This is a genomic window from Sphingobium sp. LMC3-1-1.1 (genome assembly GCF_040676285.1).
In the GTDB taxonomy this organism is placed as follows: domain Bacteria; phylum Pseudomonadota; class Alphaproteobacteria; order Sphingomonadales; family Sphingomonadaceae; genus Sphingobium.
Map to the genome: position 1 here is coordinate 45,464 of NZ_JBEGHQ010000078.1, position 23,784 is coordinate 69,247.

Annotated in this window: 25 protein-coding genes; 14 read left to right on the top strand and 11 right to left on the bottom strand. The window is 66.0% G+C overall.

Going from position 1 to position 23,784, the window contains the following annotated elements; genetic code table 11:
- Positions 1-234 precede the first annotated feature (234 nt).
- The 7 genes from phoB to MRBLMC3_RS21435 all read right to left on the bottom strand — a co-directional run bounded on the left by phoB (position 235) and on the right by MRBLMC3_RS21435 (position 7,603).
- Positions 235-936 (bottom strand): phosphate regulon transcriptional regulator PhoB, encoded by a 702-nt coding sequence (phoB, locus tag MRBLMC3_RS21405; protein ID WP_363739065.1) that lies wholly within the window; start codon positions 934-936, stop codon positions 235-237.
- Positions 937-938: 2 nt separating this feature from the next.
- Positions 939-1,631: a phosphate signaling complex protein PhoU gene (gene phoU / locus MRBLMC3_RS21410; RefSeq protein WP_363739067.1), complete on the bottom strand. Its 693-nt coding sequence runs from the start codon at positions 1,629-1,631 to the stop codon at positions 939-941.
- A 21-nt stretch (positions 1,632-1,652) separates the two neighbouring features.
- Entirely contained in the window at positions 1,653-2,414 is a 762-nt protein-coding gene (pstB, locus tag MRBLMC3_RS21415) for a phosphate ABC transporter ATP-binding protein PstB (RefSeq protein ID WP_363739069.1), read from the bottom strand.
- Between the two features lie 74 nt (positions 2,415-2,488).
- On the bottom strand, positions 2,489-3,733 hold the full coding sequence (gene pstA / locus MRBLMC3_RS21420) for a phosphate ABC transporter permease PstA (RefSeq protein ID WP_363739071.1): 1,245 nt from the start codon (positions 3,731-3,733) through the stop codon (positions 2,489-2,491).
- Positions 3,733-5,127 (bottom strand): phosphate ABC transporter permease subunit PstC, encoded by a 1,395-nt coding sequence (pstC, locus tag MRBLMC3_RS21425; RefSeq protein WP_363756602.1) that lies wholly within the window; start codon positions 5,125-5,127, stop codon positions 3,733-3,735. Before pstC ends, pstA begins: the two co-directional genes overlap by 1 nt.
- 10 nt (positions 5,128-5,137) lie before the next feature.
- On the bottom strand, positions 5,138-6,193 hold the full coding sequence (locus MRBLMC3_RS21430) for a substrate-binding domain-containing protein (RefSeq protein WP_363832191.1): 1,056 nt from the start codon (positions 6,191-6,193) through the stop codon (positions 5,138-5,140).
- Between the two features lie 153 nt (positions 6,194-6,346).
- Positions 6,347-7,603, bottom strand: a complete 1,257-nt coding sequence (locus tag MRBLMC3_RS21435) for an ATP-binding protein (protein WP_363832193.1) — start codon at positions 7,601-7,603, stop codon at positions 6,347-6,349.
- Between the two features lie 98 nt (positions 7,604-7,701).
- On the opposite strand from MRBLMC3_RS21435, the gene MRBLMC3_RS21440 reads away from it, so the two are divergent.
- The 9 genes from MRBLMC3_RS21440 (at position 7,702) to MRBLMC3_RS21480 (ending at position 14,048) form a co-directional block, all read left to right on the top strand.
- A complete protein-coding gene (locus MRBLMC3_RS21440; protein ID WP_133653633.1) occupies positions 7,702-8,118 on the top strand; it encodes a hypothetical protein in 417 nt (138 codons plus the stop codon).
- A gap of 122 nt (positions 8,119-8,240) precedes the next feature.
- Entirely contained in the window at positions 8,241-8,522 is a 282-nt protein-coding gene (locus tag MRBLMC3_RS21445; protein WP_363832196.1) for an HPr-rel-A system PqqD family peptide chaperone, read from the top strand.
- Positions 8,519-9,382, top strand: coding sequence for an HprK-related kinase A (locus tag MRBLMC3_RS21450; RefSeq protein WP_363832197.1), 864 nt, complete (start codon positions 8,519-8,521; stop codon positions 9,380-9,382). Before MRBLMC3_RS21445 ends, MRBLMC3_RS21450 begins: the two co-directional genes overlap by 4 nt.
- Positions 9,379-10,368, top strand: a complete 990-nt coding sequence (locus MRBLMC3_RS21455) for a nucleotidyltransferase domain-containing protein (RefSeq protein ID WP_363832200.1) — start codon at positions 9,379-9,381, stop codon at positions 10,366-10,368. The genes MRBLMC3_RS21450 and MRBLMC3_RS21455 overlap by 4 nt, the downstream gene beginning before the upstream one ends.
- 78 nt (positions 10,369-10,446) lie before the next feature.
- On the top strand, positions 10,447-11,796 hold the full coding sequence (locus MRBLMC3_RS21460; RefSeq protein WP_363739085.1) for a S41 family peptidase: 1,350 nt from the start codon (positions 10,447-10,449) through the stop codon (positions 11,794-11,796).
- A 134-nt stretch (positions 11,797-11,930) separates the two neighbouring features.
- Positions 11,931-12,416 carry a disulfide bond formation protein B gene (locus tag MRBLMC3_RS21465; protein WP_363739087.1) on the top strand — a complete coding sequence of 162 codons (486 nt, stop codon included), beginning with the start codon at positions 11,931-11,933 and terminating at the stop codon, positions 12,414-12,416.
- Positions 12,413-12,964, top strand: coding sequence for a demethoxyubiquinone hydroxylase family protein (locus MRBLMC3_RS21470; protein WP_363739088.1), 552 nt, complete (start codon positions 12,413-12,415; stop codon positions 12,962-12,964). The genes MRBLMC3_RS21465 and MRBLMC3_RS21470 overlap by 4 nt, the downstream gene beginning before the upstream one ends.
- A gap of 8 nt (positions 12,965-12,972) precedes the next feature.
- Positions 12,973-13,557, top strand: a complete 585-nt coding sequence (locus MRBLMC3_RS21475; RefSeq protein WP_363739090.1) for a hypothetical protein — start codon at positions 12,973-12,975, stop codon at positions 13,555-13,557.
- 95 nt (positions 13,558-13,652) lie between these two features.
- Positions 13,653-14,048 (top strand): hypothetical protein, encoded by a 396-nt coding sequence (locus MRBLMC3_RS21480; RefSeq protein ID WP_363739092.1) that lies wholly within the window; start codon positions 13,653-13,655, stop codon positions 14,046-14,048.
- Between the two features lie 83 nt (positions 14,049-14,131).
- Here the strand turns inward: MRBLMC3_RS21480 and MRBLMC3_RS21485 are convergent, their stop codons facing one another.
- Together MRBLMC3_RS21485 and MRBLMC3_RS21490 are read right to left on the bottom strand one after the other, a co-directional pair.
- Complete coding sequence (locus tag MRBLMC3_RS21485; RefSeq protein ID WP_363832202.1) at positions 14,132-16,753, bottom strand: TonB-dependent receptor plug domain-containing protein; 2,622 nt, start codon at positions 16,751-16,753, stop codon at positions 14,132-14,134.
- Between the two features lie 235 nt (positions 16,754-16,988).
- On the bottom strand, positions 16,989-17,573 hold the full coding sequence (locus MRBLMC3_RS21490) for a TlpA family protein disulfide reductase (RefSeq protein ID WP_363832204.1): 585 nt from the start codon (positions 17,571-17,573) through the stop codon (positions 16,989-16,991).
- Positions 17,574-17,631: 58 nt separating this feature from the next.
- Between MRBLMC3_RS21490 and argH the strand changes: the two genes are divergently transcribed.
- The 5 genes from argH to MRBLMC3_RS21515 are packed head-to-tail and all read left to right on the top strand — an operon-like array spanning position 17,632 to position 22,307.
- Complete coding sequence (gene argH / locus MRBLMC3_RS21495; RefSeq protein WP_363832207.1) at positions 17,632-19,011, top strand: argininosuccinate lyase; 1,380 nt, start codon at positions 17,632-17,634, stop codon at positions 19,009-19,011.
- Positions 19,008-19,274 (top strand): hypothetical protein, encoded by a 267-nt coding sequence (locus MRBLMC3_RS21500; protein WP_363832209.1) that lies wholly within the window; start codon positions 19,008-19,010, stop codon positions 19,272-19,274. Before argH ends, MRBLMC3_RS21500 begins: the two co-directional genes overlap by 4 nt.
- A gap of 47 nt (positions 19,275-19,321) precedes the next feature.
- Positions 19,322-20,599, top strand: coding sequence for a diaminopimelate decarboxylase (gene lysA, locus MRBLMC3_RS21505; RefSeq protein ID WP_363739099.1), 1,278 nt, complete (start codon positions 19,322-19,324; stop codon positions 20,597-20,599).
- Positions 20,599-21,357, top strand: a complete 759-nt coding sequence (locus MRBLMC3_RS21510; RefSeq protein ID WP_363832212.1) for a precorrin-2 dehydrogenase/sirohydrochlorin ferrochelatase family protein — start codon at positions 20,599-20,601, stop codon at positions 21,355-21,357. The genes lysA and MRBLMC3_RS21510 overlap by 1 nt, the downstream gene beginning before the upstream one ends.
- Complete coding sequence (locus MRBLMC3_RS21515) at positions 21,354-22,307, top strand: zinc transporter ZntB (RefSeq protein WP_414714679.1); 954 nt, start codon at positions 21,354-21,356, stop codon at positions 22,305-22,307. The genes MRBLMC3_RS21510 and MRBLMC3_RS21515 overlap by 4 nt, the downstream gene beginning before the upstream one ends.
- 52 nt (positions 22,308-22,359) lie before the next feature.
- On the opposite strand, the gene MRBLMC3_RS21520 is transcribed toward MRBLMC3_RS21515, so the two are convergent.
- Together MRBLMC3_RS21520 and MRBLMC3_RS21525 are read right to left on the bottom strand one after the other, a co-directional pair.
- Positions 22,360-22,983: a response regulator transcription factor gene (locus MRBLMC3_RS21520; RefSeq protein WP_208108089.1), complete on the bottom strand. Its 624-nt coding sequence runs from the start codon at positions 22,981-22,983 to the stop codon at positions 22,360-22,362.
- Positions 22,984-23,036: 53 nt separating this feature from the next.
- Positions 23,037-23,702: a TetR/AcrR family transcriptional regulator gene (locus tag MRBLMC3_RS21525; RefSeq protein ID WP_363739104.1), complete on the bottom strand. Its 666-nt coding sequence runs from the start codon at positions 23,700-23,702 to the stop codon at positions 23,037-23,039.
- Positions 23,703-23,784: the final 82 nt, after the last annotated feature.

A 23,784-nucleotide genomic window follows, 5' to 3' on the forward strand; every position in this document is an offset into this window, starting at 1 on the left:
CAGGGGGTGATTTCCAGACAGCCGCTTAGAGCGGGTTTCGATCTGATTGAATCAGATTGCTGCTCTGGATTCCTTGTTTTCCGCGACGCTCTAGGACGGATCGACATTCAGATGATGACGAGCCGAAAATGGTGGTTTTTCGTGACCCGGCGCGCAGCGTACTTCCAGTAGGTGAGCACCGGAAGCACGGAAAGCCGCCATTTGCAGGCCGTCAGGGCTGAATGCCGATCCGGCCTATGCCACTCCGTCCGTATCCAGCGCATAACCCGCCGAACGCACCGTGCGGATGATGTCGTGATGGCGGCCGTCCGCGTTGATCGCCTTGCGCAATCGCCGGATGTGCACATCCACCGTGCGCAGTTCGATGTCGCTGTCCTGCCCCCAGACGCTGTCCAGCAGCCGCTCGCGCGAGAAGACCCAGCCGGGATGCTCCAGGAAATGCTTGAGCAGCCGGAACTCCGTGGGGCCGAGCGGGATCACCTGCCCGCTGCGGCGGACCTTGTGGCCCACCGTGTCCATCTCGACATCCGAGAAGGTCAGCGTCTCGCCCGCCAGCGCCGGGCGCACGCGACGCAGCACTGCGCCGACACGCGCCACCAGTTCGCGGGGGGAAAAGGGCTTGGTCACATAATCGTCGGCGCCGGTTTCCAGGCCGCGGACGCGATCCTCCTCCTCGCCGCGTGCCGTCAGCATGATGATCGGCACGTTCGCGGTGCCGTTCATGCGGCGAAGGCGGCGGCAGACCTCGATCCCCGACAGGCTTTCCACCATCCAGTCGAGCAGCACGATGTCGGGCACATTCTCCTGCGCGAGGAGCAGCGCTTCCTCGCCGTCGACGGTGTGCGCGACTTCGAAATCCTCGCGCTTGAAATGCCAGATGAGCAGTTCGGCCAGCGCCGCGTCATCCTCCACCAGCAGCATCTTTGCGCGCGCCATGGTCAGCCCTCCGCCGCCGCGCCGCCGCGTTCGCGGTCGGGCAGGGTCTGGCCGGTCGCGGCATAATAGACCATCTCCGCCACATTGGTGGCATGGTCGCCGATCCGCTCGATATTCTTGGCGATGAACAGCAGATGCGCGCATTCGCTGATCGTCTTGGGATTTTCGACCATGAAGGTGACGAGCGTGCGGAAGACGCTGTTGTAGAAATCGTCCACCACCGTGTCGCGCTCGACCACGGCGACGGCCAGGTCCGCGTCCCGCGCGGCAAAGGCGTTCAACGCATCCTGCACCATCTCGCCCGCGACCTGGCCCATGGAAGGAAGAAGGGCGATCGGTTCCTGCGTGCGCTGGTTGGCGGAAATCAGCGGAACCCGCTTGGCGATGTTCTTGGCATAATCGCCGATCCGTTCGACCACGCCCACGATCTTGAGCGCGGCGATCACGTCGCGCAGATCGTTGGCCATGGGCGCGCGCAGGGCGATGATTTCGATGGCGAGCTTTTCGACTTCCGCCTCTATGGCGTCGATCCGCTTGTCCTCCGCGACGACTTCGGCCGCCATCACCTTGTCATGGCGCTGCAGCGCCAGCATCGCCTTTTCGATCGCGGATTCCGCGCGGCCGCCCATTTCGGCGATCAAGCCGCGCAGCTTGTCCATTTCCTGATCGAACGCCTTGATCGTATGTTCTGCCATGTCTCTTCTCTTTCCGCCTGATCAGCCGTAGCGCCCGGTGATGTAATCCTTTGTCCGTTCCTGGCGGGGATTGGTGAATATGTCCGACGTCACGCCATATTCGACCAGTTCGCCCAGGTGGAAAAAGGCGGTCCGCTGCGACACGCGGGCGGCCTGTTGCATGTTGTGCGTCACGATCACGATGGCGTAGCGGCCGCGCAATTCGTGGATCAGTTCCTCGATCTTCGCCGTCGCGATGGGGTCCAGTGCCGAGCAGGGCTCGTCCATCAGGATGACTTCCGGTTCGACGGCGATGGCGCGGCCGATGCAGAGACGCTGCTGCTGCCCGCCCGACAGCGCGGTGCCGCTGTCATGCAGGCGATCCTTCACCTCGTCCCACAGGCCGGCGCGGCGCAGCGATTTCTCGACGATCACGTCCAGGTCCGCCTTCGCATGGGCCAGGCCATGGATGCGCGGGCCATAGGCGATATTCTCATAGATCGACTTGGGGAAGGGATTGGGCTTCTGGAACACCATGCCGACGCGGGCGCGCAGTTGCACCACGTCCATGCTGGGGGCGTAGATATCCTCGCCGTCCAGCGTGATCGTGCCCTCCACCCGCGCCGAGGCGACCGTATCGTTCATGCGGTTCAGTGTCCGCAGGAAGGTCGACTTGCCGCAGCCCGACGGGCCGATGAAGGCCGTGACATTGTCCATGTCGACGTCGATCGACACGCCCTTGATCGCCTGCTTTTCGCCGTAGAAGACCTTGACGTCGCGCGCGGTCATCTTGGTTTCTGGCATTTTGGTTCCTGGCATCCTGGTTTCGGCGGCGGGGGCCGACGACTGTTGTTCATGCATCATGGCTGTCATCGCGGTCACCACCGCCTTTCGAACTTGTTGCGCAGGTAGATGGCGATACCGTTCATCGCGAGCAGGAAGACCAGCAGGACGATGATGGCGGCGGAGGTCTTTTCGACAAAGCCCTTGGAGACTTCGTCCGACCAGAGGAAGATCTGCACCGGCAGCACCGTGGCGGGGTCCGTGATCCCGCCGGGCGGCGTCGCGATGAAGGCGCGCATGCCGATCATCAGCAGCGGCGCGGTCTCGCCCAAAGCGCGGGCCATGCCGATGATGGTGCCGGTGAGGATGCCGGGCAGGGCGAGCGGCAGCACATGGTGGAACACCACCTGCACCCGCGACGCGCCGATGCCGAGCGCAGCGTCGCGGATGCTGGGCGGCACCGACTTGATGGCGTTGCGTCCCGCGATGACGATCACCGGCATGGTCATCAGCGCCAGCGTCATGCCGCCGACGAGCGCCGCAGAGCGCGGCAGGTGCAGGAAATTGAGGAAGATCGACAGGCCCAGCAGGCCGAAGATGATGGAGGGGACGGCGGCCAGATTGTTGATCGACACTTCGATGATGTCGGTCAGCCAGTTCTTGCGCGCATATTCCTCCAGATAGACGGCCGTCGCCACGCCCACCGGGAAGCTCAAGGCCAGGGTCACCAGCATGGTCAGTAGCGATCCCTTGAACGCGCCCCAGATGCCGACCTGCGTCGGATCGGTGCCGTCGCTCGCGGTCAGGAAGCCCCAGTTGACGCCGGTCGTCAGCAGGCCCGCCTTGTCGAGCCGCGCCACTGCTGCCTCCGCCTCCGGCGAACCCTTGCTTTTGGCGGCGAGATCGATCGCGGTGGCGGCGGGCAGCTTGAGCGTCACCGTTTGCGACAGGATCTTCGGATCGGCCTTGATCGCGTCGCGCAGCACGATCCAGGCGGTGGGCGAAACCCATTCCTCCGCATCCGCGCCCAGCGCCTTCTTCACGACCGCTCCCGTCACCATCGGCAGGTTGGCATTGGCGAGCGCCTGGTCGGTGATGGCATTGGGATCGAGCAGCAGCGGGGATGCGGGGAAGTCGACCTTCACCGCGATCTCCGTCCGGGTGAAGCCGCGCAGGCCATTGCCCAGCATGTTGAACAGCAGGAAGGCCAGGAACGCGGCGGAGAGCGCGACGGCGAGCAGGCCCGCCGCCTTGAAGCGGCGTTCCGACGCATAGCGCCGCGCGATCCGCCTGCGCATCGCGTCCGACTTCCAGTCGGTGGGGAGGCGTTCTGCGGTCATTATTCGTAAGCCTCGCGATATTTCTTCACGACCCGCAGGGCCACGATGTTGAGCAGCAGCGTCACGATGAACAGCACCAGCCCCAGGGCGAAGGCCGCCAGCGTCTTGGCGCTGTCGAATTCCTGGTCGCCGGTCAGAAGCTGGACGATCTGCGTCGTCACCGTCGTCACGCTGGCAAAGGGGTTCAGGGTGAGGTTGGCGGCCAGGCCCGCCGCCATCACCACGATCATGGTTTCGCCGATGGCGCGGCTGACGGCCAGCAGCACGCCGCCGACCACGCCGGGCAGGGCGGCGGGGATCAGCACGCGGCGGATCGTCTCGCTGGTGGTGGCGCCCATCGCCAGGCTGCCATCGCGCATCGACTGCGGCACGGCGGCGATGCTGTCGTCGGCCATGGAGGAGACGAAGGGAATGATCATCACGCCCATCACCAGCCCGGCCGCCAGCGCGCTTTCCGAAGAGGCGCCGTGGATGCCGATCTTCACCGCGAAGTCGCGCAGGGCAGGGGCGATGGTGAGCGCGGCGAAATAGCCGTAGACCACCGTCGGCACGCCCGCGAGCATCTCCAGCGTGGGCTTCATCCACTTGCGGACCGTCGGGCTGGCATATTGGGTGAGATAGATGGCGCTCATCAGGCCGAGCGGGATCGCGACGACCATGGCGATGATCGCGCCGATGAAGATGGTTCCCCAGAAGAGCGGCACGGCGCCGAAGGCGTCGTCATTGCCATAGCCGAGCGCCGCCGATTGCGGGCTCCATTTGGCGCCGAACAGGAAATCGACGGGGCTGACCATGGTGAAGAAGCGGAAGCTTTCCCACAGCAAGGAGGCCACGATCCCCAGCGTCGTGATGATCGCCAGCAGCGATGCGATCAGCAAGGTTGCCATGACCAGCCGTTCGACCCGCGTGCGCGCCCGGAAATCGGGACGAACGCGGGTGAAGGCATAGGCGCCGCCGGCAAAGGCCAGCACCAGCGCCAGGGCGGCGCCCGCAAAGCCGTATTTGCCGATGGCCTGCGCATAGGGTTCGACAAGGCCCTGCGAGAGCGGATTGAACGCCCCCGCCTGCATCCCCGTGGCGATCGCCCGCGCCTCGCCCAATATGGCGAAGCGCGAGAAATCGTCGGCAGGCAGGCTCTGCGCCGCCGGGCTGCTCAGCACCTCCTGGGTGATCAGGCCGGGCGCGATATTTGCCCAGACCGCCAGGAACAGGCCGGCGGGCACCAGCGTCCAGAGCGCGACATACCAGCCGTGATAGCCCGGCAGGCTGTGCATGGCGTCGCGTCGCCCCGAAGCGCGCGCGACATTTTGCAGCCGCATGGCCCGGGCGCGGGCGCTGACCCAGGCGATGGCGCCCAGGCCAGCCAGCAGCAGAAGGATTGCAGGACCTGTCATATCACCTGTCTTATTTGAGCTGCGAACCGTCGAGCACTGGCAGCGACTTGACGGCCTCGGCGCTCGCCTTGCGCACGTCTTCGGGCGCCGCGACCATGCCGCGCTTGGTCAGCGCGCCATTGGGGTCCCAATTGGCCGCGAAGGTGTTGAGATAGGCCTGAAGGCCGGGGATCGCGGTCATGTGCGCCTTCTTCACATAGATGAAGAGCGGACGGGCGCCCGGATAGGTGCCGGTCGACACGGTCTCATAGGTCGCCTCGACGCCGTTGATGCTGACGTCCTTCAGGCTGTCCTTATTCTCTTCCAGATAGCTGAAGCCGAAGACGCCCAGCGCATTGGGGTTGGCTGCCAGCTTCTGGACGATCAGATTGTCGTTCTCTCCCGAGTCCACATATTTGCCGTCCTCGCGGATGCGGGTGCAGGTGGCCTTGAACTCGTCCTCGCTCTTCTTCTTGAGCGCTTCCATCGCCGGGTCGGTTTCGCAGCCCTTGGTCAGGATCAGTTCGGCCAGCGAATCGCGGGTGCCGCTGGTGGACGGCGGGCCGAAGACGCTGATCGGCGTGGCGGGCAGGCTGGGGTCGACATCCTTCCAGGTCTGCGCCTTGTTCGGACCCTTGCCATAGGGGTTGGCGGCCAGCGCCTCATAGACGATCTTGGGCGTCAGCTTGAAGCCCGGGCCGTTCTTCGATTCGGCAAAGGCGAGACCGTCTACGCCGACCTGGATCTCGACGATGTCCTTGACGCCATTCTTCTGGCAGTCCTCGAATTCTTTCTTCTTCATCCGGCGCGAGGCATCGGCAATGTCGGGATGCTGGGCGCCGACGCCCGCGCAGAACAACTTCATGCCGCCGCCGGTGCCGGTCGATTCGATGATCGGCGACTTCATGCCGGGATTGCCCTGCACGAACATCTCCGCGATCGCGGTGGCGAAGGGATAGACGGTGGAGGAACCGACCGCCCGGATCTGGTCGCGGGTGCCGCCGGCGGCGCCGCCGGACTGCTGGCCGCAGCCGGAAAGAGTGAGTGCAACCGCAGCGGTCGCGGCCATCATGGCGAAATGCTTCACGGGTAATCTCCTTCGTCAAAGGCCGCGATTCGCTTCTCGCCGCCCCCCTCTGGGCATGCGCCGTAGCCGCGGTACATCGCGCCTTTGTGACAGAGCGATTGCACTTTTATGACAGTGGCGGCGGAAGCGGGTGCTGTCGCCGTCTTTTTTTGTTCAGGCCTTTGCCGCGAGGGCCTTTTCCTCCACGGCGAAGCGCGGCAGCAGGATGGAGATGGTGGTGCCCTTGCCCAGCACGCTCGCTATGTCGAGCCGGCCGCGATGCCGCTCCACGATATGCTTGACGATGGCAAGGCCAAGGCCGGTGCCGCCCACCGTCCGGCTGCGCCCCGAATCGACGCGATAGAAGCGTTCGGTGAGGCGCGGCAGGTGATCGGGGCCGATGCCCTCGCCCTCGTCCGCGACGGTCAGCCGCAACAGGCCGTTCGGCCCGTCCGACAGCGATACCCTGATCGGGGAGCCCGCGCGCCCATATTTGATCGAATTGCCGATCAGATTGTGGAGCAGTTGCGAGAGCTGCGCCCGGTCGCCCTGCGCGTCGGGCAGGTCGGGTGCGATCTCCATCTCCACCTCCCGCCCGCGCGGCCCATGGCTGGTGCGGAATACGCCCACCACCTCCGCCACCAGGCCGGAAAGGTCGACCGCGCCGTCGGGCAGGCGATATTTCTCCGCCTCGATGCGGGAGAGGGAGATGAGATCGTCGATCAGCCGCTGCATGCGTCGCGCCTCCCCGTCCATGATCTGGAGGAAGCGCTGCCGCGTTTCGTCGTCCTTGCCGAGATCGGGATCGCCCAGCGTCTCTATGAAGCCCAATATGCCCGCGAGAGGCGTGCGCAGTTCGTGGCTCGCATTGGCGACGAAATCGACGCGCATCTTCTCCGCTGCATGGGTGCCGCTATGGTCGGCCAGATGGACGAGCCGCCGGACATTGTCATCCTCCCCCACCGGGGCGATCCGCATCTGCCAGCGCTGCTCGCGCGTGCCCAGGCCGACCAGCTCGATCATCACCGGCTCGGCCAGCGGCGCCTGGCTGGCGAGCCGTTCGGCAGCGGCGGGATGGCGGATGGCGATGCGGGCGTCTTCCCCCTCGATATGCGCGCCCAGCAGCCGCTGCGCCGCGCGATTGGCAGCGACGATGCGGCCCCGTTCGATCAGCATCAGCGGATCGGCTATGCCTTCCAGCAGGCCGCGCGCATCGGGATGGGCGATGATGTCGGGCATCTCCGCCTGGACAGGCGAGATGGCGGGTTCGGCCCGGCCCGGCCCGGCCGCGCAGATCACGAGCACCAGCAGGGCCGCCAGCACGGGCAGGAGGATGTCGATCGGCCCCGCGCCCATCATCAAGGCGCCGCCCGTGCCGAGCAGCAGAACGGCCAGCGAGGCGGTGATCTGGGAAGCGGTCAGGCGATTCATGGTTACCATGCTGGAAATTTGACGCATTTGCTGCAAAGACGGTCGCAGTAGCCGGCAATTTTTACAGTTTGGCAAGCGCGATAGCGGATCAGGATGACATGAGCGAGCCGTTGCCCCCCCAGAAGGACGCCGAGTCGCAGGACGACGGCCTTGCCGTGCCGTCGCGCCGCCAGTTGCTGATGGGCGGTGCGGTCGCGGCTTCCGCGATCATATCGATCCGGCCGGCGCTGGCGAACACGGCCGCATCGGTGCTCAACTGCACGATACCCGTTCCCGACCAGGGCAGGGCCGGCAATTATATCGCGCCCAACGGCCAGCTGGTGCCGGCGGGCACGCAGGGCGCCTTCCCCGCCGGCAAGAATTTCAGCGGGGAGCAGGTCCGCCAGGCGCTGCGCGGCGGCCGGTTGCCGGGCACCAGCTATGACCAGAATCAGGCCTATCTGAACTATATCCGCCGCCTCCAGTCGGGGACGAGCGGCTTCACCTGCTACGCATCGCTGCAAATGCCCCGCTGACGGGATCTGGTCGCATGGGATGGCGGGCGTCACGCAAAACAGCGTGTCGCGTTAGCTACTTGGCTACGCCTTTGCCGTAAGCATGGCGTGACCATTCCCATCGAAGGCCAAGTTTCGCGACCATGCCAGCCCGCTATTGCCAGGACAGCCCGGACGCCATCCTATCCTGCGCGCTGGAGGATATGGTGTTGTTCTACCACCGGCCGTCGGGCCAGACGCATATGGTGATCAGCCCGGTGCCGGAGATATTGGCGACGCTGGACGATGGCGTGGCGTTGACGGCGGGGGAGGTGCTGGGCCAGCTCGCCCGCCACTATGACCTGGGCCCGGCGGAAGAGGCGCTGCCCCTGGTCGAGATGCATCTGACGGAGCTGGCCTCGCTCGGACTGGTCCGGATCGCGTGAACCATGGCCTGACCCTGAAGATCGGCCCGGCGACCTTCCGGATCGGATCGGCCTGGCGCCAGCCGGTGGACGCGTTGGCGCGGCTCTACGCCGACTATCCCCGGCCCGCCGATGCGATCGCCGATTTCACGGTGCGGCTGGAACCGGCGGGCCCGTTCCGGCGCTGGGTCCGTCCCTCCATCTTCATCACCGGCGACCATGGGCTGGCCGACGCGGCGCCGATGAGCCTTGGCCATGGGCTGCTGGCGGCGGAAATGGGGATGAACCTGCAAATGGCGCTGGGATGGCGGCGGCACCTGCTGCTCCATGCCTCCAGCGTGGAAAAGGACGGGCGGGCACTGGTGATGACCGGGGAGTCCGGCTCGGGCAAATCGACCCTGGCCGCGCAACTGGGTGAACGCGGCTGGCGGCTGATGGGCGACGAATTCGCGCTGCTCGACCTGGAAACGGGGGCGATCCTTCCCTTTCCGCGCCTCGTCTCGCTCAAGAACCGCGCGATCGATGTCCTCGCGGCGGAAGCGCCGCCGGAGCGGCTGGGCCCCATGCTGGCCGGCACGGCCAAGGGGGATATCCGCCACCTCGTCCCCCGCCGCGACGCGATCGGGCGCATGGGGGAGGGGGCGCAGCCTGCCATGCTGCTGTTCCCGCGCTTTGGCCATGAAGCGGATGTGCGGTCGGTCGGCCAGGGCGAAGTCTTCATGCGGCTGACCCAGGCATCGACCAACTATGTCGCCCTGGGCGAGCCGGGTTTCGCGGCATTGAGTGGTTTCGTCCGCAATGTCCCCGCGCGCGCCATCGACTTTCCGTCGGGCGAAGAGGCCATCGCCCTTGTCGAGCGGCTTTGGGAGGAACTGGCATGAGCGCCCGGCTGCTGGCGCGGGCCTTGCGCGACCCTGGCGGGGTGACGGCGCTGGATGCGGCCGGGTGGAACGCCCTGGTCGCCATGGCCAGGGCAGAGCGGCTGATCGGCACGCTCGCCCTGCGGATCGGCGATCGGCCCGTGCCCCCGGCGGTGCGCGCCATATTGGCGGACGCCCGGCTGGATGCGGAGCGCGAGGGCCGGCAGGCATTGTGGGAGGCGGATCGCGCGGCGGAGGCGCTTGCCGGCCTGGACCTGCCCGTCGTGCTGCTCAAGGGCACGGCCTATGCGGCGGCGGGGCTGCGCGCCGGGCAGGGGCGCTTCATCGGCGATCTCGACATATTGGTGCCGCGCGACGCCATGGATCGGGTGGAGCAGGCGCTGATCGGCGCGGGATGGGAATGGGTCAAGGACGACCCCTATGACGATGCCTATTACCGGCAATGGATGCATGAACTGCCGCCGATGATCCATGCGGCGCGGGACCGGATGATCGACGTGCATCATACCGTCCTGCCCCTGACGGCGCGGCCGACGCCCGACGTGGCGGCGATGATCGCGCAGGCGGTTTCCATTACCAACGAGTTATCCATTCTGTCCGCCGAGGACCGGGTCTGTCACGCGGCGGCGCATCTGCTGGCCGATGGCGACCTGGCCGGGGGACTTCGCAACCTTTGGGACATATATTGCCTGCTCGACGGCGTCGACGAAGCGGCGCTGGAGCCGCGGGCGGCGCGGCATGGCCTGCTGCCCCATGTGCGGCAGGCGCGACGCATGGCCATGGCGCTCTATGGCGAAGGGGCGCGGCTCACGTTCTGGGACCGGATCGTCGTGGCCCGGCTGCTGGCGCGTGACGGGTGGGGCCGGGAAAGGCGAAAGCTGCTGCGTTTCGCCTTCTATCTGCGGTCCCACTGGCTCAGGATGCCGCCCGCGATGCTGGCGCGGCACCTGTTCACCAAATGGCGCAAGGGGCATCGGCCGGCTTAGCATGGGCATGCGCAAGATTTTTGCGTCCGCGAGGAAATGCCCTATACTGCCGCTTCGATGCCAGGACTCAGGACACGCATGAAATCCAATTTCTTCCGGGGCGCCGTCGCCCTTGGCGCGCTCGCGCTCATCCCTGCCACCACCGCGGCGCTCGCCGATGGGGAGGCAAGCAGCTACAAGGCGCTCGACGAGTTCATGGACGTGTTCCAGAAGGTCCGCAGCGATTATGTCGAGAAGGTCGACGATGAAAAGCTGATCAAGGGCGCGATCGACGGCATGCTTGCCAGCCTGGACCCGCATTCCAGCTTCCTCGACGCGCGCGATTTCCAGAATTTGAAGACCCAGACGGAGGGCAGCTATGGTGGCCTTGGCCTTTCCGTCACGCAGGAGGACGGCGCGGTCAAGGTGATCGCGCCGACGCAGGATACCCCGGCCTGGCGCGCGGGGATCAAGGCGGGCGACTATATCACCCATCTCGACGGGCAGCTCATCTATGGCGGCACGCTGGACGAGGCGGTCGACAAGATGCGCGGCGCGCCGGGCACGCAGATCAAGCTGACCATCGTCCGCCCCGGTCGCGACAAGCCGATCGACCTTACCCTGACGCGTGAGATCATCCAGCTGAAGCCCGTGAAATGGGAAGTGAAGAACGGCATCGGCGTCATCAACATCGTCAGCTTCTCGGCCAATACAGGCGCCGACGTTCGCCAGGCGATCCGCAGCATCGACAAGAGCCTGGGCCATAGGCCCACCGGCTATATCCTTGACCTGCGCTCCAATCCCGGCGGGCTGCTGGACGAAGCTGTGTCGGTCAGCGACACCTTCCTGGAACGGGGCGAGATCGTGTCGCAGCGCGGCCGCAACAAGGGCGATGTCGAGCGCTATTATGCCAAGCCGGGCGACGATGCGAAGGGCCTGCCGGTGATCGTGCTGGTGGACGCGGGCTCCGCCTCCGCATCGGAAATCGTCGCGGGCGCCCTTCAGGACCAGCATCGCGCGCTGGTGATGGGCGAGCGCAGCTTCGGCAAGGGCAGCGTCCAGACCATGCTGCCGCTCAGCAGCACCACCGCGCTCAAGCTCACCACCGCACGCTATTACACGCCCTCCGGCCGTTCCGTGCAGGAAGGCGGGATCGAGCCGGACGTCAAGGTGCCGCAGCTGAGCGATCCCGATTACAAGAACCGGCCGAAATTCCGCGAAAGCGACCTGCGCCGCCATCTGATCAACGAGATCAAGACCGACAATGCGGCGCTGGAGGAGGACGGCAAGGAGGATCCGCGCTTCGCCGCCACGGCCGAGGAGTTGAAGAAGAAGGGGATCGACGATTTCCAGCTCGACTATGCGCTGAAGACGCTGGCACGGCTGGCGGCAAAGCCGGGGGCGGCCGTCGCCCAGGCAGCGCCTGCCCGCAAGCCGGCGACGCGCTGATAGCGAAAACCAACCTGCTCCTGCCTTCGCAGGAGCAGGTCGGATGAAGCCGATGCGTCACGCTGCTTCACTTCACAGGCTCCCCGCCACAAGTTCAGCATGACGAAAGGCGCGAGACGGTTTAAGCGGGCGATATGAAATCACTGCCCCTTGCCCGCGCGCTGGCGCTGATCTTTCCCCTGGCCATGCTGGGCGGCGCCTACGCCTTTCAGTTCCTTGGCGGCCTGCACCCCTGCGAGATGTGCTGGTGGCAGCGTTACGCCCATTTCGCCGCGATTCCGCTGGCGCTGATCGCCTATGCGCTGCGCGGCCGGGCTTGCTTCAGCGCGCTGTTCACTGGCCTTGCCGGCCTTGCCATCGGCATAAGCGGCGGCATCGGCCTGTTCCATGCCGGGGTGGAATATGGCTGGTGGCAGGGCCTTACCGCCTGCTCGACCAGCCCGACCGCCGGCAATCCCGCGGATATCCTCAACCAGATCATGGCGACGCCGATCACCCGATGCGATGTGGCGGCCTGGAGCCTGTTCGGCATTTCGATGGCGGGCTATAACGGCCTCTTGTCGGGGGCGGCGGCGCTCCTCATCTTGGCATTGCTGCTTGGGAAAGGGAGCAAGGCATGAGCGCAAAGGACTTTCCACGCCCCGGTCGCCGCGTGACCGATGCGGAGCGCGCCTCCATGCTGCGCGTCGACCAGGCGGGGGAATTTGGCGCGACGCGCATCTATGCCGGGCAACTGGCCGTCATGGGCGACCGGCACCCCGATTCCCGCCTGATCGCCGGCATGGCCGCGCAGGAGGAACGGCACCGCAAGCATTTCGACGCGATGATCGCGCGCCGGGGCGGCCGGCCGACGGCGCTCCAGCCGATCTGGAATGTGGCGGGCTTCGCGCTGGGCGCGGTAACGGCTGCCATCGGGCCGCGCGCCGCCATGGCCTGCACCGCGGCGATCGAGACGGAGATCGACCGCCACTATGCCGAACAGCTCGAGCAATTGGGGCAGGACGATCCGGAACTCTCCACTGCCATCGCGGATTTCCAGGCGGAGGAGGTCGAGCATCGCGATGCCGCCATCGCCCATGGCGCGGAGCAGGCCCCGGCCTACCCCTTGTTGTCCGGCGCCATCAGACTGGGCTGTCGCGCTGCCATCGCCCTTTCGAAGCGCATCTGAGGAGAAGCATGATGAAGACCAGCCTGATCGCCGCCATGCTTTTGCTGGGCGCAGCCTCCCCCGTGCTGGCACAGCAGGGGCCGACTTTGCCGAAGGAGGAGGCGCCTGCCGCGCAAACCGGGTCGGAACGCGTCAATCTGGTCATCGTCTATGGCGATGACCCCTGCCCGCAAAGCCAGGGCAGCGACATCGTCGTCTGCGCCCGCAAGGGCGAGGAAGAGCGCTACCGCATTCCCGAGCCGTTGCGCGGCGACCCCAACCAGCCGAGCCACCAGGCCTGGGGCGAACGGGTGAGATCGATGGAATATGTCGGCCGCAGCGGCACCGAAAGCTGCTCGCCGGTGGGCGGCGGCGGCGCCACGGGCTGCTTCGCGCAACTGGCGCGGCTCGCCAAGGCGGAACGGCAGGCGGCGGACAGCGCAGGCTGGAAGGATCTGGTCGCGGCGGAACGCGCCCGGCGCCTCTCCACCATCGACGCGGACAGCAAGGCGATCGAGGCGCGCGCCGTTGCCGAGGAAAGGACGCAGGCTGCCCAGCAACAGCAGCAAGGCGGGGCGGCAGGCGCGCAACAGGGAACGCCGCCGCAGCAGTGACGGCAAGGGCCGGTCGCCGGCGTCTTGAAAATAAGGCCGTCGGCAACCGGGCAATCCGGACGGCGGGACAGGGGACGAAGAAGGAATATGGATCGATGCGTCTCTTCCCCGCCCTTTCCCTGGCCGCCGTCGCGCTGGTTCCGCTGACTTTCGGGGGCGCGGCCCGTGCCGAGCCGCCGCAAAAGATCTTCAACCTGGTCGTCTATGGCGATGATCCCTGTCCCAAGGGCGAGGGCGACGAGATCATCGTCTGCGCTCGCAAGCCGGAAGCCGAACGATACCGCATTCCCAAGAAGCTGCGCGAAAAGCCGGAGCCGGCGGGCGGACCGGGCTGGGGCAGCCAGGTCGCCACGATGGAGGAGGTGCAGCGGCAGACCCTGCCGGGCAGTTGCTCCGCCATCGGCAGCAACGGCTTTACAGGCTGCACCGCCAAGATGCTGGAACAATGGTTTGCCGAACGGCGGATGCAGGAATCGAAGGGCGAACCCTGAGACCCCGGTTTCCGCCGGCATAAAGTTTCCCACGGCATAAAAGGGCCGGTCCTTTCGAGACCGGCCCTTCCCTTCGTGACGCTTCAGAACTTGAAGTCGAGCCGCGCGTAATAATAGCCGCCCGACGTGCCATAGGGACCATGTCCAAAATAGGCGTTATAGGCGCCGGCACCGTTGATGAAGGGCGAAACGCCCGCACCCGGCGTGACGCCCTGCATCATCGCGGGCACCTCTGGCCGCTTGTTGAACAGGTTGTTCGCGCCGACCGAGAAGGTGACGGCATCGGTGAAGTCGTAGCTCGCCTCCAGGTCGGTGAGCGCCGTCGCCTTGACCACGCCGTTGAAGTAGAGCTGGTTGGCGTTGACCCCGTTCACGATGGCGCCGTCCGCGATCAGGAACCCGCCGCTGGGAATGAACCCGCCAGCGGGCGTGAAGGCCGGGCGGACGAGCACGCTGGTCTTGCCGTAGAAGGTTTCACGCAGGTTGAGCGAGAATTTCCCGCTCTTGAACAAGGCGCCGGCCACGATCTTGTAGTCCGGGTTGGAGCGTTCGATATTGCTTTCCGACGCCGCGTTGAAGATCGGATAGCCGACCTTGTTGTTGGTGATCTTCGTCTTGTTGTAGTTCGCCGTCAGCGACAGGTTCAGCGTGCCGAAGTCCAGCGCGACGGGGTAGGCGGCGGAGAAGTCGATGCCCCAGGTGCGGGTATCGATGCCGTTGGTGAAGCTCGACACGCCGATCGTGCCGCTGGTGAACAGCGCGCTGTCGAGGACGATGCCCGCCGCGTTCAGGGCGTTCAGGATATCGGCGCCGCCCGGCTGGGCAACGCCGTTCAGGACGGCGTTGCGGGCCGCCGTGCCGGTGATGCGATCCTTGATCTTGATGATGTAGCCGTCGACCGTAATGGCGAGCTTGGACACCGGCCGCAGCACGACGCCTGCCGAGAAGTTCTTCGATTTTTCAGGCTTCAGCGCGTTGAAGCCCAGCAGCGCCGCGGCGGGCGTGCCGGCGGGAAGCTGCGCGACGGCGCTGGTCGGGCCGACGTTGATCGTCGAATATTTCTGCTCCGCCAGCGTCGGGGCGCGGAAACCGGTGCTGACGGTGCCGCGCAGCGCGAAGGCGGGGCTGAAGTCGTAGCGCGTGGTGATCTTGCCGATGGTGGTGTTGCCGAAGTCGGTATAATCCTCGTAACGGCCGGCAAGGTCGACGGACCAATGTTCGACCGGCTCCGCGATCAGGTTGATATAGCCGGCCTTCGAACTGCGGTGGAACTTGCCCGCGTCGGTCGCCTTGTAGCCGGGGAAGGACTGAACGCCGGTCCTGTAGGTCGAATAATAGTCGCCTGCGACGATCTCATAGGTGTCCCGGCGATATTCGCCGCCGAAGGCGAAGGTGAGGGGGCTGGCCAGCCCGACCTCATATTCCTTGCGGATGTCGGCGGTGACGGTGGTCTGACTCAGGCGGAAGCCGCCGTCATAGGCCTTGTCTACCGTGTTCGGCTTGCCGATGCCCTGTAGCGATGCGGCATAGCTTTCCTGCCAGACTTCGCGATGGGCGGACGCTTCGGTCCAGATGTCGTCCTTCTGGTGGCCATAGGTGGTGCTGAGGTCATAGTTCCAGCCCGACACCTCGCCCTTGGCGCCGACGGTGAAGCTGTATTCGTCCTCGATCACATGCTGAAGCGGGACCATGCCCCAGATGCCGGTATCGCCATAGCAGATGCTGGGATCATAGGCCGCGGGCGTGATGCCACCGCCCAGATTGCCGGTTTCGTAGCAGATGCGCTTGGGATGACGGTAGCCCTGCTTGGCATAGCCGATGCGGCGGGCATAATCGCCGAAGCTGTAGAGTTCGACGCCGCCGAAATCATAGCCCATATTGTAGAAGGCTTCGGTCAGATAGGTCTTGGGCTGGCCGCCGTTGATCCCCGACAGCGCGTCGCCCGCCAGGTTCGACCATTGGGCGGGCGTGTTGGATTGCAGCGTGCCGTCCGGCCGGGTGATCTGCACCTGTCCGGTGCCGACGGTGGTGTAGTCCTGGCGGCGGTGGAACAGGCTGAGGTTGAAGAAGCCGTCCTCGCCCAGCTTGAAACCCATATTGCCGGAAACGGAGAACAACTCGCCCTCGCTGTCATAATATTGGCCGCCGGTTACCTTGAAGCTGCCGCCTTCGTTGTTGTCCTTGAGGATGAAGTTGATGACCCCGGCGATCGCGTCCGTGCCGTAGACGGCCGCCGCGCCTTCCTGGAACACTTCGACGCGGGCGATGGCGTCCGGCGGGATCAGGTCGATGCTGGGCGCGGCTGAACCCTGGAACGCGCCGGAGATCACTTGGAGGATGCCGTTGCCGTGGCGGCGCTTGCCGTTGACCAGCACCAGCGTGTGGTTGGGGCTGAGGCCGCGCAGCCGGGCAGACAGCGAGAAGCTGGAAAGGTCGGTGCCCTGCGTCTGGGCGGTGAAGCTCGGCACGATCTGAGTCAGCACCTGGTTGAGGTTGGGCTGGCCGACATGGCTGATCGCTTCCTCGCTCAGCACCTGGATCGGCGCGGCGCTTTCGGCGGCCTGCATGCCCACGGCGCGCGTGCCGGTCACTATGATGGCGGCGCCTTCATCGGCCTGCGCTGTCTGTGCCTCCTGCGCCATCGCGCAGGCCGACCATGACGAGGCCAGCACCAATGAAAGGCGAAGAGCGGATATTCCTGTCATCTAATGCCCCCTGTTTGCACTTGTTCATGACAGGGGGTTCAACGGACTGTGTCGGGGAAACCGCTATTGCGCTGCACAAAAATTATAAGGGAAGAAACGTTTCTGCTTCATTTCTGAAGGGAAGTGGCGGCAAACTTCCATGCTGCGGAGCGGAATGAAAGTTCGCCAAGGTGCGTGGGATCAGCCGCATTTTGCAGGAGGCGGGCGGCGCGGGCAGGGGAAGGAGCGTCCTGCGTCAGCTTGCCATGGCCGCGTCGATCAGCGCGCGCCCTTCCTTGCTGTTCCAATCCATGGCGCCAACCACACGCGCCATTTCCTTGCCCTGCGCGTCATAGATGACGGTGGTGGGCAGCATGCCGGTATTGTAATGAAAGCCGAACTGGTTTTCCGGGTCGATCCATCCCTTCAGATGCGGCAGGGGATGCTTTTCGAAGAAGGGCTTGATCACCGTCTCTCCCTGGCTGTCTTGGGAGATGGTGAGGACGGCCAGCCCCTTTTTGCCATATTCCGCCGCGACCGCGTCCAAAGTCGGCATTTCCGCCACGCAGGGCGCGCACCATGTGGCCCACAGGTTGACCAGCATCGGCTTGCCCGCGAAATCCTTGAGCGCGGCGTCGCTGCCGTCCGGGTTCTGGAAGGTGAAATCGGGTGCGGGGGTTCCGGCCTTTGATCGGTCGATCGTATAGCTGAACGCGCCTCCCTTGCCCGGAGCGTCGCTTTGTCCCGGTCCCGTCGCCTCCTCGCTGGCGTTCGGGCCTTGCCCGGCGGGCGGCGATTGCTTATCGCACGCGCCAAGGCCAGCCAGCAGGAGCAGTGTCATTACGCAGCGCAAGGAAGATCGGAACGGGGAAGATCGCACGGGAAAAAGCTCCAACAGCATGTGGGGCGGACGCTTCGCGGCCGGTCCGGCTTCGGTCATGCGGGAGATAAATGCCTCGATCCCGTTCGACAAGCGCCTGTGGAAGCAGGACATCGCCGGATCGAAGGCGCATGTCGCGATGCTGGCCAAGCAGGGCATCGTCGATGGCGAGGACGCGCAGGCGATCACCGAGGGGCTGAACCGCATCGCCGCGGAATATGAATCCGACGGCGTGCCGGTCGACCTGGACCTGGAAGACATCCACATGGTGACGGAGTCGCGCCTTGCCGAACTGATCGGTCCGGCGGCGGGACGGCTGCACACGGCGCGCTCGCGCAACGACCAGGTGGCGACCGACTTCCGCCTCTGGGTGCGGGACGCCATCGATGAGGTCGAGATGGGGCTGCAGGGCCTGTCCGACATGCTGCTCGCCCGCGCGGAGGAGCATGCCGATGCGGTGATGCCCGGCTTCACCCACCTGCAATCCGCCCAGCCGGTGACGCTGGGTCATCACCTGATGGCCTATCATGAGATGGTTCGCCGCGACCGCAGCCGCTTCGCCGATGCGCGGGCGCGGCTCAACGAATGTCCGCTGGGCGCGGCGGCGCTGGCGGGAACGGGCTTTCCGATCGATCGCCACGCGACGGCGGCGGCGCTGGGTTTCGCCAAGCCGACCGACAACAGCCTCGACAGCGTGTCGGACCGGGACTTCGCGCTCGATTACCTGATGGCGGCGACGCAGTGCAGCCTGCACCTCTCCCGCCTGGCGGAGGAGTTCATCATCTGGGCGAGCCAGCCCTTCGGCTTCGTGAAACTGCCCGATGCCTATTCGACCGGCAGTTCGATCATGCCGCAGAAGCGCAATCCCGACGCCGCCGAGCTGGTGCGCGGCCATGCCGGGCGGATCATGGGCTGCATGAACGCGCTCTGCGTGACGATGAAGGGCCTGCCGCTCGCTTATTCGAAGGACATGCAGGACGACAAGCCGCCGGTGTTCGAGGCGCATGACCTGCTGGGCCTTTCGATCGCCGCGATGACTGGGATGATCGAGACGGTGACCTTCCGCACCGACCGGATGCGCGGACTGGCGGAGAGCGGCTTCGCCACGGCGACCGACCTTGCCGACTGGCTGGTGCGCGAAGGCGACATTCCCTTCCGCGAGGCGCATCATATCACCGGCCGCGCCGTCGCGGCGGCGGAAGCGGCGGGCGTGCAGCTTGCCGACCTGCCCATCGATACGCTCAAGGCCATTGATGCGCGCATCGATGAGCGTATCTATGCGGTGCTGACGGTCGATGCCTCGGTCGCCAGCCGCAGGAGCCATGGCGGCACCGCGCCCGACCAGGTGCGCGCGCGGATCGCGCAGGCCCGGCAGAACGCGAAAGGGCAGAAACAATGACAGTCGCACGAATTGCCGCGGGAGTGGCCCTGGCCAGCGTGGCGCTGGTTCTGGCGTCCTGCGGCGGCCGCCAGCCGCTCAAGCCCGTTCAGGGCCAGCGCCTGCCCGCCGTGCCGGTCGGCGCGGCGACGGCGCCCACGGCGGCGCAGCTTACTGCGCCCTCCATTCAGGCGCGGCCGGAACGCAACGTCGAACTGCTGACCCAGTCGAAGGAACGCGACGACGATAAATTCGACCTGCCGCCCGAAAGCGAACTGCAATAGCGTTTGGCGCTGGATCCCGGCGCCAGGATTTCACTAGGATAACAGCCTTGGACCATTTCAACTATGTCGACGGCGCCATGCAGGTGGAGCAGGTGTCGATGGCGGAGATCGCGGCGCAGGTCGGCACGCCCGTCTATATCTATTCCACAGCGACGCTGAGCCGCCATGTCGGCGTGTTCCGCGATGGGCTGTCGCAGCTTGCCGATCCGTTGATCGCCTTTGCGGTGAAGGCCAATCCCAACGCCGCCGTGCTGGCGACGCTGGCGAAGCTGGGTCTGGGCGCGGACGTCGTGTCGGCGGGCGAATTGCTGCGCGCGCTGGCGGCCGGCATTCCGGCGAACCGCATCGTCTTTTCGGGCGTCGGCAAGACGGCGGATGAAATGCGCATCGCGCTGGAAAAGGGCATCTACCAGTTCAATCTGGAAAGCGAGCCCGAGGCGGAGATGCTGTCCCAGGTGGCGCTGTCCATGGGCCGGAAGGCGCCGGTCGCCTATCGCATCAACCCGGATGTCGACGCAGGAACCCATGCCAAGATTTCGACCGGCAAGTCGGAAAACAAGTTCGGCATCCCCTATGACCGCGCCCTTGCCAGCTATGCCGCCGCCCGCGACCTGCCGGGCCTGGATGTGCAGGGCGTGGCGGTGCACATCGGCAGCCAGTTGACCGATCTCAAGCCGCTGGAAGCCGCCTTCGTCAAGGTGGGCGCGCTGATCGCAAGCCTGCGTGAGGCAGGCCACGACATCCGCACCGCGGACCTGGGCGGCGGGCTGGGCGTGCCCTATGATCCCTCCCAGCCGCTGCCGCCGAGCCCCGCTGAATATGGCGCGATGGTGACGCGGGTGACGCAGGGCTGGGACGTCCGCCTGATGTTCGAGCCGGGCCGCCTGATCGTCGGCAATGCCGGCGTGCTGCTGTCGCAGGTGGTGCGCGTGAAGCAGGGCGCGCAGGCGCCCTTCGTGATCGTCGACGCGGCGATGAACGACCTGCTGCGGCCCAGCCTCTACGATGCCTGGCACGACATTCGCGCCGTCCATCCGAAGGGCGATCGCGCCGCCGCCAATGTCGTGGGCCCGGTGTGCGAGACGGGCGACACCTTCGCCATGCATCGCGACATGGACGTGGTGGCGGCGGGCGACCTGGTCGCGTTCATGACCGCGGGCGCCTATGGCGCGACCATGGCCAGCACCTATAATAGCCGCGCGCTGACCCCCGAAGTGCTGGTGTCGGGGGACCGATGGGCCGTGGTCCGCGCCCGCCCGCCCATAGAGGCGCTGATCGAAGGCGACAGCATTCCGGCCTGGGTCGCGGAAGGCGCGACGGAATAATGCACAGCCTGCCCGTCTACCTGCGGTTGCAAGGGCGGGCCGTCATCCTGACAGGCGTGGGCGAGGCGGCGGACGCCAAGCGACGCCTGCTGGAACGGGCGGGCGCCCGCGTCGTGGACGAGGGCGAGCATGCCGCGCTGGCGATCGTCGCGGACGGCGATGAGGCGACGGTGCAGCGGCTGCGCGCGCGGGGCATATTGGTGAACGCCACCGACAGGCCGGAGCTTTGCGACTTCACCCTGCCCGCCATAGTCGACCGCGAGCCGGTTCTGGTCGCCATTGGGACCGGGGGCGCATCGGCCGGCCTGGCCAAGGCGTTGCGCCAGCGGATCGAAGCCATGCTGCCGGCCCGATTGGGGTCGCTGGCGACGGCGCTTCACGATGCGCGCACCGCCATCCGCCGCCGTTGGCCCGACGCGGCGGCGCGGCGAAGGGCGATTGATGCGGGACTTGCCCAGGGCGGCCTTATCGATCCGCTTTCCGAGGGGGCGGTGAATGCCCTGCCGGACTGGCTGGCCGATGCCGGGGATGCACGGGCCGATCGGCTGGAAACCGTCCGCCTGCTCTCGCGCGATCCCGATGACCTCACGCTGCGCGCCGCCCGCCTGCTGGGCGAGGCCGATCGCCTGTATCACGCGCCCGACGTGCCCGACGCGATCCTGGACCGGGCGCGGGCCGATGCGGTGCGGATCGCGGCCAGCGCCGCGCCCGAAAAGCCGGGGGCGGGGCTGTCGCTCTGGTTGGAGATGATGCCATAAGCCGGGTATTTCTTTTCGACGGCGCGCGGACGCAGGAAGTGTCGCTCGACGATTTCTGCGCGCGGACGCAGGACGCGCCGTTCAGCTGGGTTCATGCCGATGGCTGGCAGGAGGATGCCCGGCTGGTCGCGTCCCGCTGCGACCATATGCCCGAAGCGGCTCTGTCCGCCCTGCTGGCGCAGGAGACGCGGCCGCGCTGCACGCTGATGGCCCATGGCGCGCTGGTGAACCTGCGCGGGCTTGGGACCAGAGAGGATGATATCGGCGATCCGCTGGTGTCGATCCGCCTCTGGGCGGAAGAGGCGCGGGTCATTTCCGTCAGCTATCGTCCGCTCGCGGCGATCGAGCCGGTCCGGCAGCAGATGCTGCGCGGCCTCATTCGCGACCCCGGCGACCTGATCGCCGCCCTGGCGCAGCAGATCACCGAAGCGCTCGACCCGGAAGTCGCTGAACTGGGCGATGGCCTGGACGACATTGAAAGCGCATTGATCGAATATGGACCGGCCGAGGCGCGGCGGCGGGTATCGGAAATCCGCGCGACGGCGATCGGCTACCGCCGCTTCATCGCCCCGCAGCGGCAGGCGCTGGAAAGATTGTCGACCGCCGATGCGCCATGGCTGGAGCCTGACGACCGGCTGCACCTTCAGGAAGCGGCGGATCGTTGCGCCCGCATGGCGGAGGAACTGGAGGCGGTGCGTGAGCGGTCGGCGCTTGCCCATGAAGAATTGACCGACCTGCGCGCGGAACAGATGAACCGGCAGGCGCTGCTCATCTCCGTCGTCGCGCTGGTGTTCCTGCCGCTCACCTTCCTGACCGGGCTGCTGGGCATGAATGTCGACGGGATCCCCTTTGCCCATGAATCCTGGGCCTTTTGGGGGGTGGTGGGGGTGTGCGTCGTCATGGCGGCCGGGATCGGCGGATGGTTCGCCGCGACCCAGTGGCTGAAATGAGATGCAAGCGCCCTTGCCCGGTCCTCCAAGGGACGATGGGGAGGATTAATCCTTAATTCCGCACCGCGTTCAGGCGCGCGATTTCGTCATGCAGTGCCTGGATGGAGGACACCAGCCGCGCACGATCCGCCTGCATCTCCGCCAGCGCATCGCGCGTTTCCCCCAGTTCCAGTGCGCGGCGGGCGATCCGGGCGTCCAGCTCCGCATTGTGCCGGGTCAGGGTGCCGATCTCTTCGGCCCGCGCCCAGAGATGGCGCAGCCGGGCGTCGAGCAGGTCAAAATCAAAGGGCTTCACCACATGATCGTCGGCACCTGCATCCAGCGCCTCGACAGCGGAGATCGCGTCCTGCGCTCCGCCGATCATCACGAAACAGGCATTGCCGGCCAGCCCCGCCGCGCGGATCTTCCGCATCGTCGTCAGGCTGGGCAACAGGGTCAGCCCCATGTCGATCAGGATGATGTCGACCGGCCGCGTGACCAGCATCGTCAATGCAGCGAAGCCGTCTTCCGCCAGCGCGACATCATAGCCAAGGTGCGACAGCCGGCGCGCGACGACAGCGCGGGAGGTGGCGTCTTCATCCACCATCAGCAGCCGCAGGCGCCGGGGCGTTCGGCCTTGTTCCACAGCCTGTGCCCGTTGTGGCCTGCTGATGCTGTCGCGTTTCCAGAATTGCATGACGTCCCACCTCTTGCCACCGCGCAGCATAGGATCGGCGCGCAAAGAAATGGTTAACGCATGTCCGGCGCATAGGCGCGCAGGAAACAGTCCAGCCCATGTTCGACATCGGCCTTGATCTGGTCAGCGCCTGCCTGTTCGATCTGTCCCCAGACCAGCGATTGATGACAGCCCGAAAGCATCAGCATGGTGAAGGTGCGCGCCGCCTGGTCGGGGTCGGCCCGGCGCAGCAGGCCGCGATCCATCGCCCTTTCCAGAAATGCGGATACCAGCCGCCGCGCACCGCCCGGTGCATGTTCGTAGAAGATCCTTCCCATTTCGGGAAAGCGCCCCGATTCGGACGCCACCAGCCGGTAGAGCGCGATGCTTTCCGGCGCGGTGATCTTCGTCAGCATGCCCAGCCCCAGCGTCCGCAATGTTTCCGTCAGGTCGCCATCGGGATCGAGTATTTCCGCGAGGCGCGCCTTATAGGCGGTGGTGGCTTCGTCCAGGACGGCGGCGAACAATGCTTCCTTGGACGGAAAATAGCTCCAGAGCGTACCCTTTGAACCGCCAAGCGTCGCGGCGATCCCCGACATGGTGGTCGCCGCATAGCCGTCCTCCAGGAATGAACGCGACGCCACCGCCAATATGGCCTTCCGCCGGTCCAGGCGGCGGGCTTCCCTGCGGCTGAACGGGGGGTCGGGCCGGGGATTCGGCAGGGGATCAGGCACTGTCATGATATCGTACCATATAGTACGATAATTTGGTTGACAAGGATTTGCAACCGGCGCAAAGGCCGATTTCATACTAAGTGGTACG

Coding starts and splice junctions, on each gene's coding strand:
- MRBLMC3_RS21475 (WP_363739090.1), top strand. CDS start 12,973: ATGATGAAGACCAGCCTGATCGCCGCCATGCTTTTGCTGGGCGCAGCC.
- MRBLMC3_RS21455 (WP_363832200.1), top strand. CDS start 9,379: ATGAGCGCCCGGCTGCTGGCGCGGGCCTTGCGCGACCCTGGCGGGGTG.
- pstA (WP_363739071.1), bottom strand. CDS start 3,733: ATGACCGCAGAACGCCTCCCCACCGACTGGAAGTCGGACGCGATGCGC.
- pstC (WP_363756602.1), bottom strand. CDS start 5,127: ATGACAGGTCCTGCAATCCTTCTGCTGCTGGCTGGCCTGGGCGCCATC.
- MRBLMC3_RS21460 (WP_363739085.1), top strand. CDS start 10,447: ATGAAATCCAATTTCTTCCGGGGCGCCGTCGCCCTTGGCGCGCTCGCG.
- MRBLMC3_RS21500 (WP_363832209.1), top strand. CDS start 19,008: ATGACAGTCGCACGAATTGCCGCGGGAGTGGCCCTGGCCAGCGTGGCG.
- argH (WP_363832207.1), top strand. CDS start 17,632: ATGTGGGGCGGACGCTTCGCGGCCGGTCCGGCTTCGGTCATGCGGGAG.
- MRBLMC3_RS21510 (WP_363832212.1), top strand. CDS start 20,599: ATGCACAGCCTGCCCGTCTACCTGCGGTTGCAAGGGCGGGCCGTCATC.
- MRBLMC3_RS21490 (WP_363832204.1), bottom strand. CDS start 17,573: ATGACACTGCTCCTGCTGGCTGGCCTTGGCGCGTGCGATAAGCAATCG.
- pstB (WP_363739069.1), bottom strand. CDS start 2,414: ATGCCAGAAACCAAGATGACCGCGCGCGACGTCAAGGTCTTCTACGGC.
- MRBLMC3_RS21520 (WP_208108089.1), bottom strand. CDS start 22,983: ATGCAATTCTGGAAACGCGACAGCATCAGCAGGCCACAACGGGCACAG.
- MRBLMC3_RS21440 (WP_133653633.1), top strand. CDS start 7,702: ATGAGCGAGCCGTTGCCCCCCCAGAAGGACGCCGAGTCGCAGGACGAC.
- MRBLMC3_RS21485 (WP_363832202.1), bottom strand. CDS start 16,753: ATGACAGGAATATCCGCTCTTCGCCTTTCATTGGTGCTGGCCTCGTCA.
- MRBLMC3_RS21480 (WP_363739092.1), top strand. CDS start 13,653: ATGCGTCTCTTCCCCGCCCTTTCCCTGGCCGCCGTCGCGCTGGTTCCG.
- MRBLMC3_RS21435 (WP_363832193.1), bottom strand. CDS start 7,603: ATGAATCGCCTGACCGCTTCCCAGATCACCGCCTCGCTGGCCGTTCTG.
- MRBLMC3_RS21465 (WP_363739087.1), top strand. CDS start 11,931: ATGAAATCACTGCCCCTTGCCCGCGCGCTGGCGCTGATCTTTCCCCTG.
- phoU (WP_363739067.1), bottom strand. CDS start 1,631: ATGGCAGAACATACGATCAAGGCGTTCGATCAGGAAATGGACAAGCTG.
- MRBLMC3_RS21445 (WP_363832196.1), top strand. CDS start 8,241: ATGCCAGCCCGCTATTGCCAGGACAGCCCGGACGCCATCCTATCCTGC.
- MRBLMC3_RS21525 (WP_363739104.1), bottom strand. CDS start 23,702: ATGACAGTGCCTGATCCCCTGCCGAATCCCCGGCCCGACCCCCCGTTC.
- MRBLMC3_RS21470 (WP_363739088.1), top strand. CDS start 12,413: ATGAGCGCAAAGGACTTTCCACGCCCCGGTCGCCGCGTGACCGATGCG.
- phoB (WP_363739065.1), bottom strand. CDS start 936: ATGGCGCGCGCAAAGATGCTGCTGGTGGAGGATGACGCGGCGCTGGCC.